This window comes from Thermoactinomyces sp. CICC 23799 (assembly GCF_016055145.1).
GTDB classification, from domain to species: domain Bacteria; phylum Bacillota; class Bacilli; order Thermoactinomycetales; family Thermoactinomycetaceae; genus Thermoactinomyces; species Thermoactinomyces intermedius.
This window is the reverse complement of record NZ_JAECVV010000011.1, coordinates 22,127-36,377: the sequence shown is the minus strand read 5'-3', so window position 1 is coordinate 36,377 and position 14,251 is coordinate 22,127. Positions and strand designations below refer to the sequence as shown.

15 protein-coding genes are annotated in these 14,251 nt (G+C 46.2%); 1 reads left to right on the top strand and 14 read right to left on the bottom strand.

The window, feature by feature from the left end:
- Nucleotides 1-42: 42 nt before the first annotated feature.
- The 4 genes from I8U21_RS13695 to I8U21_RS13680 all read right to left on the bottom strand — a co-directional run bounded on the left by I8U21_RS13695 (nucleotide 43) and on the right by I8U21_RS13680 (nucleotide 4,028).
- On the bottom strand, nucleotides 43-1,017 hold the full coding sequence (locus tag I8U21_RS13695) for a hypothetical protein (RefSeq protein ID WP_181732748.1): 975 nt from the start codon (nucleotides 1,015-1,017) through the stop codon (nucleotides 43-45).
- A gap of 75 nt (nucleotides 1,018-1,092) precedes the next feature.
- The gene (locus I8U21_RS13690; RefSeq protein WP_198054112.1) at nucleotides 1,093-2,442 is read right to left on the bottom strand and encodes a HAMP domain-containing sensor histidine kinase; all 1,350 of its coding nucleotides are present in this window, start codon (nucleotides 2,440-2,442) and stop codon (nucleotides 1,093-1,095) included.
- A gap of 73 nt (nucleotides 2,443-2,515) precedes the next feature.
- Nucleotides 2,516-3,241: a response regulator transcription factor gene (locus I8U21_RS13685; protein ID WP_198054111.1), complete on the bottom strand. Its 726-nt coding sequence runs from the start codon at nucleotides 3,239-3,241 to the stop codon at nucleotides 2,516-2,518.
- On the bottom strand, nucleotides 3,204-4,028 hold the full coding sequence (locus I8U21_RS13680; protein ID WP_198054110.1) for a class I SAM-dependent methyltransferase: 825 nt from the start codon (nucleotides 4,026-4,028) through the stop codon (nucleotides 3,204-3,206). Before I8U21_RS13680 ends, I8U21_RS13685 begins: the two co-directional genes overlap by 38 nt.
- 670 nt (nucleotides 4,029-4,698) lie before the next feature.
- Here I8U21_RS13680 and I8U21_RS13675 point away from each other — a divergent pair.
- Nucleotides 4,699-5,979 (top strand): Glu/Leu/Phe/Val family dehydrogenase, encoded by a 1,281-nt coding sequence (locus I8U21_RS13675; protein WP_198054109.1) that lies wholly within the window; start codon nucleotides 4,699-4,701, stop codon nucleotides 5,977-5,979.
- Nucleotides 5,980-6,149: 170 nt separating this feature from the next.
- Here the strand turns inward: I8U21_RS13675 and sigB are convergent, their stop codons facing one another.
- From sigB to I8U21_RS13625, 10 genes are all read right to left on the bottom strand, one after another.
- Entirely contained in the window at nucleotides 6,150-6,935 is a 786-nt protein-coding gene (sigB, locus tag I8U21_RS13670) for an RNA polymerase sigma factor SigB (RefSeq protein ID WP_181732753.1), read from the bottom strand.
- Nucleotides 6,898-7,386, bottom strand: a complete 489-nt coding sequence (gene rsbW, locus I8U21_RS13665; RefSeq protein WP_181732754.1) for an anti-sigma B factor RsbW — start codon at nucleotides 7,384-7,386, stop codon at nucleotides 6,898-6,900. Before rsbW ends, sigB begins: the two co-directional genes overlap by 38 nt.
- Complete coding sequence (locus I8U21_RS13660; protein ID WP_181732755.1) at nucleotides 7,383-7,718, bottom strand: anti-sigma factor antagonist; 336 nt, start codon at nucleotides 7,716-7,718, stop codon at nucleotides 7,383-7,385. The genes rsbW and I8U21_RS13660 overlap by 4 nt, the downstream gene beginning before the upstream one ends.
- Nucleotides 7,715-8,776 carry a PP2C family protein-serine/threonine phosphatase gene (locus I8U21_RS13655; protein WP_198054108.1) on the bottom strand — a complete coding sequence of 354 codons (1,062 nt, stop codon included), beginning with the start codon at nucleotides 8,774-8,776 and terminating at the stop codon, nucleotides 7,715-7,717. The genes I8U21_RS13660 and I8U21_RS13655 overlap by 4 nt, the downstream gene beginning before the upstream one ends.
- Nucleotides 8,777-9,063: 287 nt before the next feature.
- Nucleotides 9,064-9,414, bottom strand: a complete 351-nt coding sequence (locus I8U21_RS13650; protein ID WP_037998060.1) for a type II toxin-antitoxin system PemK/MazF family toxin — start codon at nucleotides 9,412-9,414, stop codon at nucleotides 9,064-9,066.
- Nucleotides 9,415-9,419: 5 nt separating this feature from the next.
- Entirely contained in the window at nucleotides 9,420-9,671 is a 252-nt protein-coding gene (locus tag I8U21_RS13645) for a CopG family ribbon-helix-helix protein (protein ID WP_175413226.1), read from the bottom strand.
- A 224-nt stretch (nucleotides 9,672-9,895) separates the two neighbouring features.
- Nucleotides 9,896-11,104 (bottom strand): alanine racemase, encoded by a 1,209-nt coding sequence (gene alr, locus I8U21_RS13640; RefSeq protein WP_232337675.1) that lies wholly within the window; start codon nucleotides 11,102-11,104, stop codon nucleotides 9,896-9,898.
- Complete coding sequence (locus I8U21_RS13635; RefSeq protein ID WP_198054107.1) at nucleotides 11,097-11,438, bottom strand: hypothetical protein; 342 nt, start codon at nucleotides 11,436-11,438, stop codon at nucleotides 11,097-11,099. Before I8U21_RS13635 ends, alr begins: the two co-directional genes overlap by 8 nt.
- Before the next feature lie 196 nt (nucleotides 11,439-11,634).
- Nucleotides 11,635-12,657 carry a LolA family protein gene (locus I8U21_RS13630; protein WP_198054106.1) on the bottom strand — a complete coding sequence of 341 codons (1,023 nt, stop codon included), beginning with the start codon at nucleotides 12,655-12,657 and terminating at the stop codon, nucleotides 11,635-11,637.
- 53 nt (nucleotides 12,658-12,710) lie between these two features.
- On the bottom strand, nucleotides 12,711-14,249 hold the full coding sequence (locus I8U21_RS13625; RefSeq protein ID WP_198054105.1) for an NAD(P)H-hydrate dehydratase: 1,539 nt from the start codon (nucleotides 14,247-14,249) through the stop codon (nucleotides 12,711-12,713).
- Nucleotides 14,250-14,251 lie beyond the last annotated feature (2 nt).

Sequence of the window (14,251 nt, the reverse complement as noted above, 5' to 3'; positions counted from 1 at the left end):
AAGTCCCATATAAAGCCGTGGCATTGTTTTTTGATCCGGAAATTATTCTTTTGAAGCGCTGTAATCGTTAAAATAAGCGACATTGTCCGAAGCCGTGTCTCCGGAAGATTTTCTCCGGTTTGCATGGAACCAGAGCTTATCCCCGTTGGCAATTCCGACCCCTTCAATCTCGAAAAGATCCGGATATTGACCGGACGTGATGCGGAAAGACAGATCATCATCGGCATGGATCGTGCCGGAAGCCGTGGAGATATTCCGGTATACGAGGATGATGCTGACGTTTTTGTATTTTTCCACCGTATTGCCGGTCAGCGGAAAATATAACGTGTCGTTGTAATAACCGATTCCCTGGGTGGCAAATTCCGTGATTTCCGGAGGGACGGGCTGATGATTGACCAACGCGTCTTTAATATTTAATTGAAAAGCTTGAGTCACATTGATCGTGCCGCTGGTTGCATTCAGCGGAAGATCCCCCCGGTAAAAAGTGGTTCCGGATTTAAAGAGAAAGTGGATGTTGTCAGCATCTTTTCCGGTGATCGCCACTCCCGACATCGCTTTGTTTTCGCCATTGTATTTGATCGTGTAGTTTCCGGCTTTATAATACTTCGTCCCTTCATACTTCAGTTTCACCAAGCTCATACTGCCGGCTTTCATGGTGACAACAAACATATAATAATTTCCGTTGTTGCTGTGTAAGGCAATATCATTGGCGTGGCCAAGGTAGTTTGCGTAAGTGGTTCCGTTATCCCCGTTCGTCATGAGTGTCGTGGTTCCGTCACTCATCCTCGTCCGGTAAATCACTGCCTTGGTTTCATCATTGTTGATTTTGACGGAATAGGTGTAAGTCGACCCCACGGCAAATCCTTGCGCGGCGTAACAACTGTTGGCATTGCCGAGAAGCGAAACGGTGGTATACGTGTTGTAATAGGCCGCACCGGCAGTGTCCGGCAGCAGGATCGAAGCGCACAAGACAATCACCACAAACATCAGAACCCATTTCATCTTGCCTGGTTTCATAAACGACCCCCCTTATGAATAATATTCTATGCATTCATCTAATTCCTCTTTAAATTCAAAATAAACAAACGATATTTACTCTGCGGGAAGACCAATTTGAAACCGGATCATCCCTTCCCTTTGACAGGCTTGAATTGTTCCTTGATGCATTTCTACAATCCGTTTCACGATTGCCAGCCCCAATCCGGATCCGCCTTTGGAACGGGAGGGATCCCCCGTGACAAACATCCCGAACAGTTGTTGAAAAGTGTCCGGATCAATCGGGTCGGCCGGATTCGCGATCTCGATCACCGCTTTCTTTTCCCTGGGATATGTCTTAATTTCCAAAAACCCCGGCCTTTTGGCATAGCAAACGGCATTTTGAATGAGATTGTCAAACAACCGCACCATCAAAAGCGGATCTCCTTTGACCCGCAGTTCGCCGTTACATAACATCTTTTTCATTTCCAAGTCTTCCTGTTCCCTCAGCATGAACGATTCTTCCAATAACTGTTCCAACAAAGTATTCAAGGAAATAGTTTCGGTTTGGATTTGGATTGGTTCATGTGTCAACCTGGCATAATCAAACAAGTCATCGATCATTTGTTTCAGCTTTTCAGACTTGGAAAGGGCGATCTTAATAAATGAAACCAATTCTTCTTTTTTCATGTCGGAATGGTCCTGCACGAATTTCAAATAGCCGATAACAGAGGTCAGGGGTGTCCGCAGGTCATGGGAAATGCTGGTGATGAGCCCGTTGCGTTCCCGCACTGCTTTTTGTTCTTGCTCCCGCTTTTTTTCCAATTGTTCCGCCATCCGGTTCACATGAACTGCCATCGAGGCGATTTCATCCCGTCCCGTCTCCTGCAAACGGCAGCTGAAGTTCCCTGCTGCAATCTCATTCATCCCTTGCACGACCATTTCAATCTGTTTTAATTTCTTATGGGTCAGAAGCAAATACACCACGATAAAGAGAAAGACAGCCGTAAGCGATGTCAGGACCGAATTGACCCTTCGATAAACTCCGGTGACCGGACGATGCTTCTTGCCGGCGATAAAATAAACCTCTTTCTTCCCCAACGAAAAAGGATATATCGCAACAATTTCCCTTGATCCCGCGTCCTGACGGACGGTTTCTTCTTGCCGGGCCATCTTCATCTGGATTTGATAAAGATCCACTTTGGTTTCCGAAACATTTCCCGAATGATAAAGAACCTCCCCTTCCTTGCTTACAATCATCAGCTTCATGCCGGTCTTTTTCATCTGCCGGTTTAATGAATGGTTGATTTCCTCCTGTTTCATCCGTTGAATGACCGGCGCCAAACCTTTGATCCTTTGTTGCAATTCCAGGTTTGTCGGATACGTATAATAAGGTTCAGTCGTATAAAAAATATATTTTGTGAATCCAAATGAAAGCCATGCACAAGCCACACTTATCAGAACCATCCCGATCATTTGAATCCTGAAACTAAATGCAATCCTTTGGTACAAACATAAAAAGACTTGAGGAATCCACTTTTTAACCACGGAAATCCCGGGCCGGTGATGCCTGAACTTTATAACCAACCCCCCATACCGTTTGAATGATCGTCGGCCGTTTGGGATCATGCTCAATCTTTTCCCGAATCTTTCGAATATGAACCATAATGGTGTTATTGGATGTCAACATCGGTTCATTCCATACCCTTTCATAAATTTGTTCAGCGGTAAAAACCACTCCGGGATGGCGGGCCAGCAAAACCAAAATATCAAATTCCCTGGGGGTAAGCCGGACTTCTTTTCCATTTGCAAAAACTTGTCTTGAAAGCAGATGGATGATCAGGTGCTGAACCGTGATCACATTTTTTAAACCGGAACTTTTCGCAGCAAAATAAAGATACCTTCGCAAATGAGCTTTGATTCGGGCCACCAGCTCCAAGGGATTAAAAGGTTTGGTCATATAATCATCCGCCCCGATACTCAATCCCTGAATTTTATCCAAGTCATTCGTTTTTGCCGTCAGGATGATAATCGGCATCCAGTATTTTTCCCGGATGCGGATACAAGCTTCCAGCCCGTCCATTTCCGGCATCATCAAGTCCAACACCATTAAATCAATGGAATGTGACCCGGCCAACTGCAATGCTTCCTTTCCATTGGTCGCCTGTAAAATGCGATATCCTTCGTTGTGTAAATAAAGTTGCATGAACCGTCGGATTTCTTGATCATCATCCACGAGCAGAATCACCGGTTGATCCTTTCTCATTGTTTTCCCAACCGCCTTTTTCTTTGAGTTTTGAGAACGCCGCAAAACAGATGGAATATTCCAAAAAACCAAAAGCTGCCCAAAAAGGGCATCCTCTGTTGCACCCCCGGCAACCGGACCCATACCAAGAGAGAATGCACCGGTCCGGAAATCCGTTCCCCGTATTTCGCCCATAACCCCATTCGTCACCAATAAACCTCTTCTCCTGTATCCATGCAATTCTCCTTCTTATTTTGAACATACATAAACAAAACCGGGGGGGCAAATTCACGGGTACAAACCGCACGTCCACTTTTCCGAAATGGCTTCTCAGCATGGACAACATATGCAAAGAATATTGATAAGCTACAAACACCCCGTTACCCGACAATACTTGCCGGATTTCATTCAATATATTCATACAGTCCTGTTTGGAAAAATTGGCAAAAGGCAACGAAGAAACCACACAATCCGCCTGGTTCATTCCCCGCAGGTGTAATTCCCGTTTCAAATTTCTTGCATCACAACAATGAATAAACCTTGGAAATTGATCTTTTAAATACCGGCGGAGCTCAGGATCCAGTTCAAAAGTGATCACCCGGCAGGAAGGATTCACCCGGTTTGCAATTTCCCAGGTTACCACTCCGGTTCCCGCCCCCAATTCCAATACGGTTTGGGTTTGGTCCCAATTTACCGGTTTCAGCAGGGAATTGGCAAGATACCTGGAACTCGGGGTGATACTGCCGATGGTTCTGGGCGAAGACATGAATTTCGAGAAAAAAAGGATTCTTTCCATGAGCGATTGCATTCATTTTGCAGCTCCTTTTTGCGAATTTGAATACAAGATAAAGCATAATTCTTAAAATAAAAGAAGCTTTTTTCTTATCATTTCCTTAAGAAACATTTTCTTGCGTAAAACCTCCTCCTTATTTTTTGAATATTCCAAAAACATAATAGATGAAACGCCTCCATTCCTTTATTCACCGATGTGGAAAGGAGGAGCCCTAAAGAACAGGGGAAGCCGGTTTTGAAACAGAAGATTGTTCACCTTAGCACATACCAATGATAGCGCATTCATAATTAAAATTTATCATTTCAAAACAAAACTCATAAAAATACAAATCAATTAAAAAATCATGCGAACTAAAATTTATCTTTCCGCCGAACCGGTTTCTTTATAAAACCGTTTTTTTCCACGGGTAAAAAAGAGGAAATATGTGGAAAACGACGCAATGCTTATAACTTTGGGTTTTGGAGAATATTAATATATGAATTTTTCATGCAATCATCTTCTTGAAAAAGAAAAATTATACAATTTGAAATTAAGTGTGGAAGAAACCTATGGATGTTTGGTAAACTATATTATATAAATATTTATTCATTTTGATTAATAGAAGTTTATTAATTCTATTAATCGAAAAATTTATTATCTAAAAGTTTTTTGTGAACAATTTTACTAATGAAAGGATGATTCAAAGTTGCCAGTATCCACCGTTACGTCTGACAAACTTGAGTCTTTGAACCCGTATGAAATTGTTCAGATCCAGATCGATCAAGCTGGCAAGAAGCTGGGGGTTTCCGAGGATATTCTTAATATTCTCAAAAAACCAAAACGCGTTTTGAGTGTCTCCTTCCCCGTCAAAATGGATGATGGTTCCATCCGTGTCTTTGAAGGATTCCGCTCCCAGCACACCGATGCCATGGGGCCGACCAAGGGGGGCATCCGCTTTCATCCTGATGTCACGATGGATGAAGTCAAAGCTTTGTCCATGTGGATGAGTTTCAAATGTGCGGTGACCGATGTTCCTTACGGCGGCGGAAAAGGAGGCGTCATCTGCGATCCGCGCAAGCTGAGCAAAGGTGAGATTGAGCGTGTCAGCCGCGGCTTTATTGAGGCTATTGCCGATATCGTCGGGCCGGAAAAAGATATTCCTGCTCCCGATGTTTATACCAATGCCCAAACCATGGGTTGGATGATGGATACTTACAGTCGGATGAAAGGAAAATTCAGCCCCGGAGTCATCACCGGGAAACCCCTCAGCCTGGGCGGATCCAAAGGACGCAATGAAGCGACGGCCAGAGGTTGTGCCTTCGCTATTGAACAGGCAATGGAAAAATTAAACAAACCCCTCCAAGGCGCCACTGTGGCGGTGCAAGGATTCGGAAATGCCGGCCGCATCGTTGCTGATTTGTTGGCCGAAAAAGGTTGCAAAATTGTTGCCGTCAGTGACACCTCGGGCGCCATTTACCAAAAAGACGGTTTAAACCTTGACGAAGTCAAAAAATTGAAGGATGACAAAAACAGCAAAATCACCGATCTCTCCGATGCACAGGTCCTCGGAAACCCGGAAGAAATCTTGGAATTGGATGTGGACATTCTCGTTCCGGCCGCACTGGAAAATGTGATTACCCGCAAAAACGCAGACCGCATCCAAGCCAAGGTTGTCGCTGAAGCAGCCAACGGACCGACAACCCCCAAAGCCGATGAAGTCTTATTCAAAAAAGGAGTGCATTTGATCCCCGACATTCTGGCCAATGCCGGTGGAGTCATTGTCTCCTATTTCGAATGGGTGCAAAACCTGATGCATTATTATTGGACTGAAGAAGAAGTCAACGGCAAATTGAAAGAAAAAATCGTGCGCTCTTACAATGAAGTCTACGATCTTGCCCAAAAAGAAAACACCGATCTGCGCACGGCGGCATACATGGTGGCCATCAAACGGATTACAGAAGCCATTGAAGCCAGAGGCTGGATCTGATCAAGCGTTCTCTCCTTCTCTCTTTTGAAAGCGGGAACCGGTCATTCCTCCCGCTTCATTCCTCTGTCTGTTTCTAAAAGGCACGGCTCCTCCAAGCTCTCCGGACGTACCAGGAACCTGGAGGGGCATTTTTTTCCAAAATAAAAAAGCATACCTCAACAAGGTACACTTCATATCACTTCGGAAGGCTCCATCCGGATTGCCTGCCTCAATTTTTGCAGGGCACGGCGCTGCAAACGGGATACATGCATCTGGGAAATCCCCAACCGGTCCCCTGCCTGTTTTTGGCTGAGGTTTTCAAAAAAGGTTAATTTTAATATCTCTTGTTCCCTTTCGCTTAAAGCCGAAAAAATTTTTTCCAATAACAATTTCCGGTCAATTTGTTCGAATTCTTTATCCTCTGCCCCCACCAGATCCAGCAGGGTCACCTGACTTCCGTCATTGCTTGCCTCGATCGGGTTATCCACAGAAACCGCATGATAACTTCGCCCCATCTCCATCGTTTCCAAGACTTCCTCCTCACTGACTCCCAAATACTCCGCAATCTCATTCACACGAGGCGATCGCTGCAATTGAGCCGTCAGGTCTTCCACCGCCTTTTTGATCCGGGGCCCCAGCTCCTTAATCCGCCTTGGGACGTGAACGCTCCAGGTTTTATCCCGCATATGCCGTTTGATTTCGCCTACAATGGTAGGGACGGCAAAACTTTCAAAGTTCCGCCCCATGGACAAATCAAATCGTTTCAGCGATGCAATCAATCCGATCATTCCCACTTGCACCAAATCTTCATACGGTTCATTGCCGTATGCAAATTTATGCGCAATGGTTTCGACCAGATCGCGATAATGATGGATCAAGGTTTCCTGTGCTTTTGAATCCTCATTTTTCTGAAAGCGGCTGATCAAATCCAGTATTTGTTCATCGGTTAGTGGGGAAGGATGTGGACGTTTCGACATGATTTTCCACCACGTCCTTTCGGATATACTTGGTCATTCTCACAATGACTCCGTTATCACCTTTGATATCGACGTGATCCATCAAGGATTTAATCAAATACAATCCCAACCCGCGCTCACGGATTCCGTTCATGGAACCGCTCACTTTAATCGGGCCGGTTCTCTTTTTCACTTCATCCAGATCAAAACTGTTTCCACGGTCGATCACTTCAATCTGAATGCGGTTGGGGAAAATATTGCAAGTCACCTCAATTTCGCCTTCACCGCCGCAATAAGCATGATCGACAGCATTGGTGCAAGCTTCGGAAACTGCCAATTTCAGATCCTCGATGTCGTCATAAGAAAACCCCATGCGATTGGCAATCCCAGATACAGTCAATCTTGCAATCCCAACATAATCCGGTTTGGCGGGAATCATCAAATTAACCAAATCCAAGGGTTTATCACTCATTGGCGGCCATCCTCCTGCGCTTTGTCTTCAATTTCCATAATCTCATACAAACCTGTGATTTTAAAAAGACGGGACAATCGGGGATTCATCCCGGAAATGATCAGTTTTCCTGCCGTTTGCCTTTGTGCTTTGTATGCCCCGATTAAAACGCCGAGTCCGGTGCTGTCGATATAATCCACTTGTGACAAATTGACCGTGATCTGTCTTGTTCCGTCACAAAGCGGCAGTAATTTTTCCCTTAACTTGGGAGCGGTATAAACGTCAACTTCCCCTTCCACCATGACTGTGATCTGATTCTCTTTCTCCTTTTTCTCGTGCACAACCAGATTCATTCACCCACGACCTCCTTCTGCTCTGGGTCCCCCGTATCCATTTCGTCTGCGTCACGTTTTAAAATAACTATCGTTTGATCATCTCGAATTTTATAACCACACATATCATAAAGTGCTTGGTGAATGGTTTCAACAGCTTTTTGTGCCGGGAGATGAATATGCGTGCGGATAATCTCTTTCAACATATCCCGCTCAATAAACCGGCCATCCACTTTACACTCCGTTACCCCGTCGGAAAATAAAATAATCGCATCTTGAGGTGATAACCGGATTTTATATTCCGGATACCTGACTTCCCTGGATACGCCGAGCACAAGCCCCTTGGTCTCCAGATCAACAAACTCGCCAGTTTCATGGCAATAATAGAGCCCGGGTTCATGCCCGGCGGTTGCATACCGAAATTGATGGTTCAACGAATCATATACCCCGTAAACCATGGTGATAAACATACTCGGATCCACATTGCGCTCCACCACGGTGTTTAAATCGCGCAAAACCTGGGACGGTGATAAAGGAGCGGATGGTTGATCATCCAGCCGGTCCATCGCATATTTAATCATCGACATACAAAGTGCCGCGGGAATCCCTTTTCCGATAATATCGGCGATGGCAATCCCCAGCGATCCCGAACCATGATCAACGAAGTTATAGTAATCGCCGCTCATCTGCTTGGCGGCCACACTCACCACGCCAATATCGACGCCACCCAACTTCGGAGGCCCGTCCGGCAACAAAGTTTGTTGCATTCCGACGGCCACTTCGATCTCATTTTCCAATTCCCGGTGCCGATTGACCAGTTTCTCTTTTTCACGATAAGAAATACCGTAACCGATCATGATCTCAATCAACAGATCAAACGAGGCTTTCAGATCATCCGGCATATCGGGATATTGCTCTTTCATGGCCTTGACATGCATGTTCACCACTTCGTCTGGAGGAATCCGCTTTTCCAAAAACCATTTACTCAGCTGCTGCACACTATACAAATGATCTTCTTTTTTTGAAGTAATATATGAAGCCAAAAGCTTCTGATATAACTTTTTTAAATGAATGTCCATATTGGTCTCCTTGATCCGCCTTCAATATTAAACAGAACAATCCATTTTGGAAATAAAATAACACAGATATAAAATAAATAAAATAGAATGCATACGACTTGCTGAACGATTCTATTATACCATCCTTTTATTTTGCCGGCTTACGCAAAACCAATCAAGGAGAGTACCACGATGAGATAACCCATGGGAAGAAACCGGCCAACGCCACCCCGCAAAAAGCGAAAAGAAAAAAACCGGGGACCTCCCCGATTTTCAAAAAAAGAATGGACGGGCCCATCCATTCTTTCCTAAAAGTTAATCATACCCAAACTGATCATTAACGCTTCATTGACACGATTCATCATTTCATCATCCAGATGAGTGATTTTATCCGTCAGCCTTTGCTTATCGATCGTTCGGATTTGTTCCAACAATATGACAGAGTCACGATCAAACCCGTATGCTTTGGCATCGATTTCCACATGCGTAGGTAATTTGGCCTTTTGAATTTGAGCTGTAATCGCGGCGACGATCACGGTGGGGCTGAACCGATTGCCAATATCATTTTGAATCACCAAAACAGGCCGAACCCCACCTTGTTCGGATCCGACCACAGGGGATAGATCAGCAAAATAAACATCGCCACGTTTCACAATCAAATCAGTTACACCCCACTAACCAATCGATCCAAAGTATCTTCAGCCTCTTCTTCTGCCTCAAATGCTTCCGAAGCGATGTTGAGATTGATGCGTGCCATCTCCATGTAGCCGCGTTGCATCATTTCACGAATCAAACGCTTTTTCCGCTCCTGGAGATACATTCTCATCGCTTGGCGGATAAACTCACTCCGATTGGAATTTTCCCTCGCCACAACGCCATCCACTTCTTGAAGCAATTTTGTTGGCAGGCTGATCATGATTCTTTTTGTACCGGACAAATGAAGCACCCCCAACCAATCATCACCGTTTAAATTCCCCTATCAATACTACCATTATGATGAAGATGTTGCAAAAATATACTTATCATTCATCAATAACCCAACAAAAAACGCAAAAACCTAGTTTAATCTATTCGCTCAAGTATATAAAATTCCTTCACTCAACATGTTTATACATAAAATATTAACAGTTGTCCATGCTGTCAAGTAAGACTCTGCATCCACACCGGCTCCCGCAACCGGTTGACGATCCCCGTCACTTTCCCGTCACGCAAGTAAATCCTCGGAATACGGTGACTCAACATGCAGGTGACTTCATAATGAATGGTTCCAAGCATATCGGCAACTTCATCCACCGTAATGACATTTTGCTGCTGTCTTCCGTACAACACCACTTCCTGTCCGACTTCCACGGGCATCACCCCGGTCACATTCAACATCAATTGATCCATGCAGACGCGGCCCACAATCGGCACCCTTTGCCCGTGAATCAGTGCATGCCCGCGATTGGACAAGTGGCGGTTGATCCCGTCGGCATAACCCACCGGAATCGCGGCAATCCATTCTTCCCCGTTGACGACATATGTTTTCCCGTAACTGATTCCGGTGCCGGCGGGCGGCTTCTTGACGGACGAAACTTTGGTTTTTAAAGTCAAAACCGGTTTTAACGAGACCGATTTGCGGTTCACTTCCGTCGAAGGGTAAAAACCGTACACACTGATTCCCAACCGCACCATGTCGTATGCGTATTCATCAAGATCAATGGCCCCTGCGCTGTTGGCGATATGCACCAGCGGTGGTCGGAGATGATTTTCGGACAGGATTTCAATCACTTTGCGAAACTTTTTCTCCTGGCTCAAAGCGTAATCCTTGTCGGCTTCGTCAGCCGTCGCATAATGGGTGAAAATTCCTTCCCACTCAATATGCGGCGACTGATCCAGTTTCCGCGCAAAAGACAACACTTCTTCCGGAGCCAGTCCCAATCTTCCCATTCCGGTATCCACTTTGATATGAACTCGCAAGGGCTTGCCTGCTTTGATCGCGGCCTCTTCCATCTTCTGCAAATGTTCCGGCAAATAAACCGTGCAGGTCAAGTCATTATCCACCGCCGTTTGATACGCATGCGGCGGCGTATAACCCAAAATCAAAATGGGGGCGGTGATCCCTGCATTCCTCAGTTCAACCGCTTCATCCACAAAGGCGACCGCCAGATAGGAAGCCCCTGCCGACAAAGCAGCTTTGGACACTTCCACCGCTCCGTGCCCGTAAGCGTCCGCTTTCACGACAACCATCATTTTGACTTGTTTCTTCAAATGCCTGCGAAATTCATGGATGTTGTGTGTAAGCGCATCCAAATCCACTTCAACGACCGTATCCCTGCCCACATAATCTGCCCAATTCATTTCAGCCATATTTCATCACTTCCAATTGACCGTTTAACTTTTCTAAAAAATGATTGCTTACCAGTAAGTATTCCCTTTTACCATGAATTACATATCCATACGGTAAATCGAAATCTTTTGTCATCTCCCTCAAAGGAATCGTTTCGGTGCGGGATCTCATTCGAATTTCCAATCGGTCAGGATAAAGCGTATAGTGCGGACGCAACCAACATCGGTAAAGACAGGGAAAACCAAAAAAAACGACCAAGGCAAGACCCATGACCGAAAAAATGAAAGGCTGGCTGCGAAATGGAGAAAACACGAGGGTGACGAGAAGCCCCAAAATAAAAGCAAACGACTCCATCGTCCGCATCCAGCGCTTTTTCCGATAAAGAAGGGTCCAGTATGAAGTATGCTCTTCTGCAATCTGTCGGTTCATGATTTGCTTCATCCCTTTACCGCAAACACTAGAAAGTATTATACCAGCTTTCTTTCCTTCTTGAAAGAAAAATGAATGCATGCGGGCTTCGTTCAGAAACCCGCCGTTTCAGCAGGAATCCTTATTTGACCAACTGATCAAAGGTGGAATTGGCGATTTTCACCATTTCCTCCTCAGCAAGCTTACCAATCATTTCAAATTCCATCCCTTGATAAGTCCATGCCAGCCGTTTCATCTCCCCGGACTCCAACAAGACTCCGATGGCACTTTTTAATTCCACGGGTTTTCCCATCAGCGGCAGGCTGGTGGCAACGGCTTGCGGCTTCCGCTGGGTCAAGGTAAAACTTTTTTCCCCTTGGAAACGCATGATTTGGACCGGTCCGTCCGGGGTTTGGATCGTTTGTTCACTCACCAGATGGCTTTTTTCCGGAATATAGCCGGGCAACACGGACGCCAATTCGTTTTTTTCCGGATCCGCCGGGGCGACGACTTGTTTTTCCGCTGACGGAAGATCCTTCATATTCCGCTCCGTGTCAAAAGCATCGTCATCAAAGGACGCATCCAGTTGGAAACGGTCAAATTGCACTTGCACCAGCTTTTGATTTTGCTCACTCAGAACTTCCAGACGGGTCGGCAACAGTTTGGAATCCAACCAGATTTTTTGTTTGGCAGCTTCCTGATTAAACGGATATTTTGCGGATACTTCCAATTGATATGTTTTTTTCTCGGCCTGAAACATACGTTCTTCATCGTCAATAATGCTTTGAATGATGGATTGGTATAAATAAATCTGCCCGTTCGTTTGCGGCCAGTCGCTTTGAAACCGAAAACTTTTTTTCAGATGGGGTGTCAGGACAAAGACCCCTTCGTCATTCCGCAAAATAATTTGAGTGATGTTTTTCTTTACATTCTTAATGGAAACCCGGTAAAAAGAAGGTTTCTTATACCAGACTTCAATGTCATAGACTTGTGGCTCGGAGCTGGTTAAAATGGTCATTTTCCCGTGGCTGATGTATGACTCCATTTTTTCCGTCCGCTGTGCCAGTTCACTGACTACATCTTGTTCATCTTTGACACCACATCCGGCCACCGCCAAAAGCATGAGGCAGATGCAAAAACATAAAAATGGTTTCTTCCGACACATAGAACCATCCCTTTCGTCAATTTCCCGGGAAATGTGTCGGCTAGCGAGGGACATCACTCGACAAATTCCTGGCGGACCGCGCGTTGAATCCCGTCCAGCAAATCGGTATACACCATACTGTGCGGATGGGTTCCGCTCAACCCGGAGGCTTTTCCATGCAGGTAAACGGCCATCGCCGCCGCTTCAAACGGCGAAACCTTTTGTGCCAGAAGGGAACCGATCATCCCGGTCAACACGTCACCGGAACCGGCTTTGGCCAGTGCAGGGCTTCCTGTCGGATTCAGAATCACCGTGCCGTCAGGATGGGCAATCAATGTAAACCTTCCTTTTAAAACAACAATCATTCCGGTACGCTTGGCATATGAACGGGCCACATCCACCCGGCCGGCCTCCACTTCTTTTACCGACAGGGAGGTCAGGCGGGCCATTTCTCCCGGATGAGGCGTGATAATCGCCGGCACCTCTCTCTGCCGGAGATCTTCAAGCAAATCCGGATAAGCCGCCAAAATATTCAACGCATCCGCATCCAGCACCAGTGGCCCTTGCATGGAAGAAAGGACGTCCCGCAACCACTTGTCTTCCCCTTCAAACCTTCCAAGCCCCGGACCAATGGCCATCGCAGAAATTTGACCGGCTTTTTCCCGGAGCCCGGCGGCACTGTCGGGATGAAAGGTTCCTTCCCCCGGCCACGGCCAAATCAACGGCTGCGTGACTTTGGCAGCCAAGGCATGTCTTTCCGACTCCGGAACAGTGAGGGTCACATAACCCGCTCCCATCCGGTAAGCCGCTTCACCGGTCATGCATATGGCGCCGAGCATTCCTTTGCTTCCGCCGATCAGGAGCAAGTGGCCGTGGCTTCCTTTGTGTGACCACGGATCGCGGGGAGACCAGCTGTTTTTCCACCAAACCGGGTCGTTCAACCTTCCTTTTGGTTTCAACTCCGGCTTTAATTCCGGAGGCAATCCGATCTCTTTGATGACCAGCTCACCGCTCAATGCGTTTCCTTGCCGTGAAAAATGGCCCCATTTGGGATATTGGAACGTGACAGTCAAGTCTGCTTTTACTTTTTCTGAATCAATGCTTGCTCCATCTGTATGAAGTCCTGTCGGCATATCGACGGAAACCACCCATTTCCCGGAAGCATTGATTTGTTCCACCACTTCTTTGACGGGCGGACGCAGACTTCCGTTCACTCCCGTCCCCAAAAGGGCATCCACAATCACGCCGGCTTGGCTGAGATCGGATTTCAATGCATCCAGCTTCCCGGAATGATACGTTTGAATGGGCGTAAACGATTGCAGCACGCGATAAAAAACCTTTGCATCCGGGGTGAGTTGATCCGGATTTCCGACAAGCCAGCAAGCCACATCCCAATTTCGGTACAAGAGATAACGGGCGATCACCCAACCGTCTCCCCCGTTATTCCCTTTTCCCGCCAGGATCACCGCTTTTTGCGGTTTGGGAAACCGTTTTGTGATCTCGTCCGCGACCGATCTCCCGGCATTTTCCATCAACACCGTTCCGGGAAGTCCGGTTTCTTCCATGATCCGTTCCTCAATTCTCCGCATTTCTTCTGCCGTGACCAAATACAACG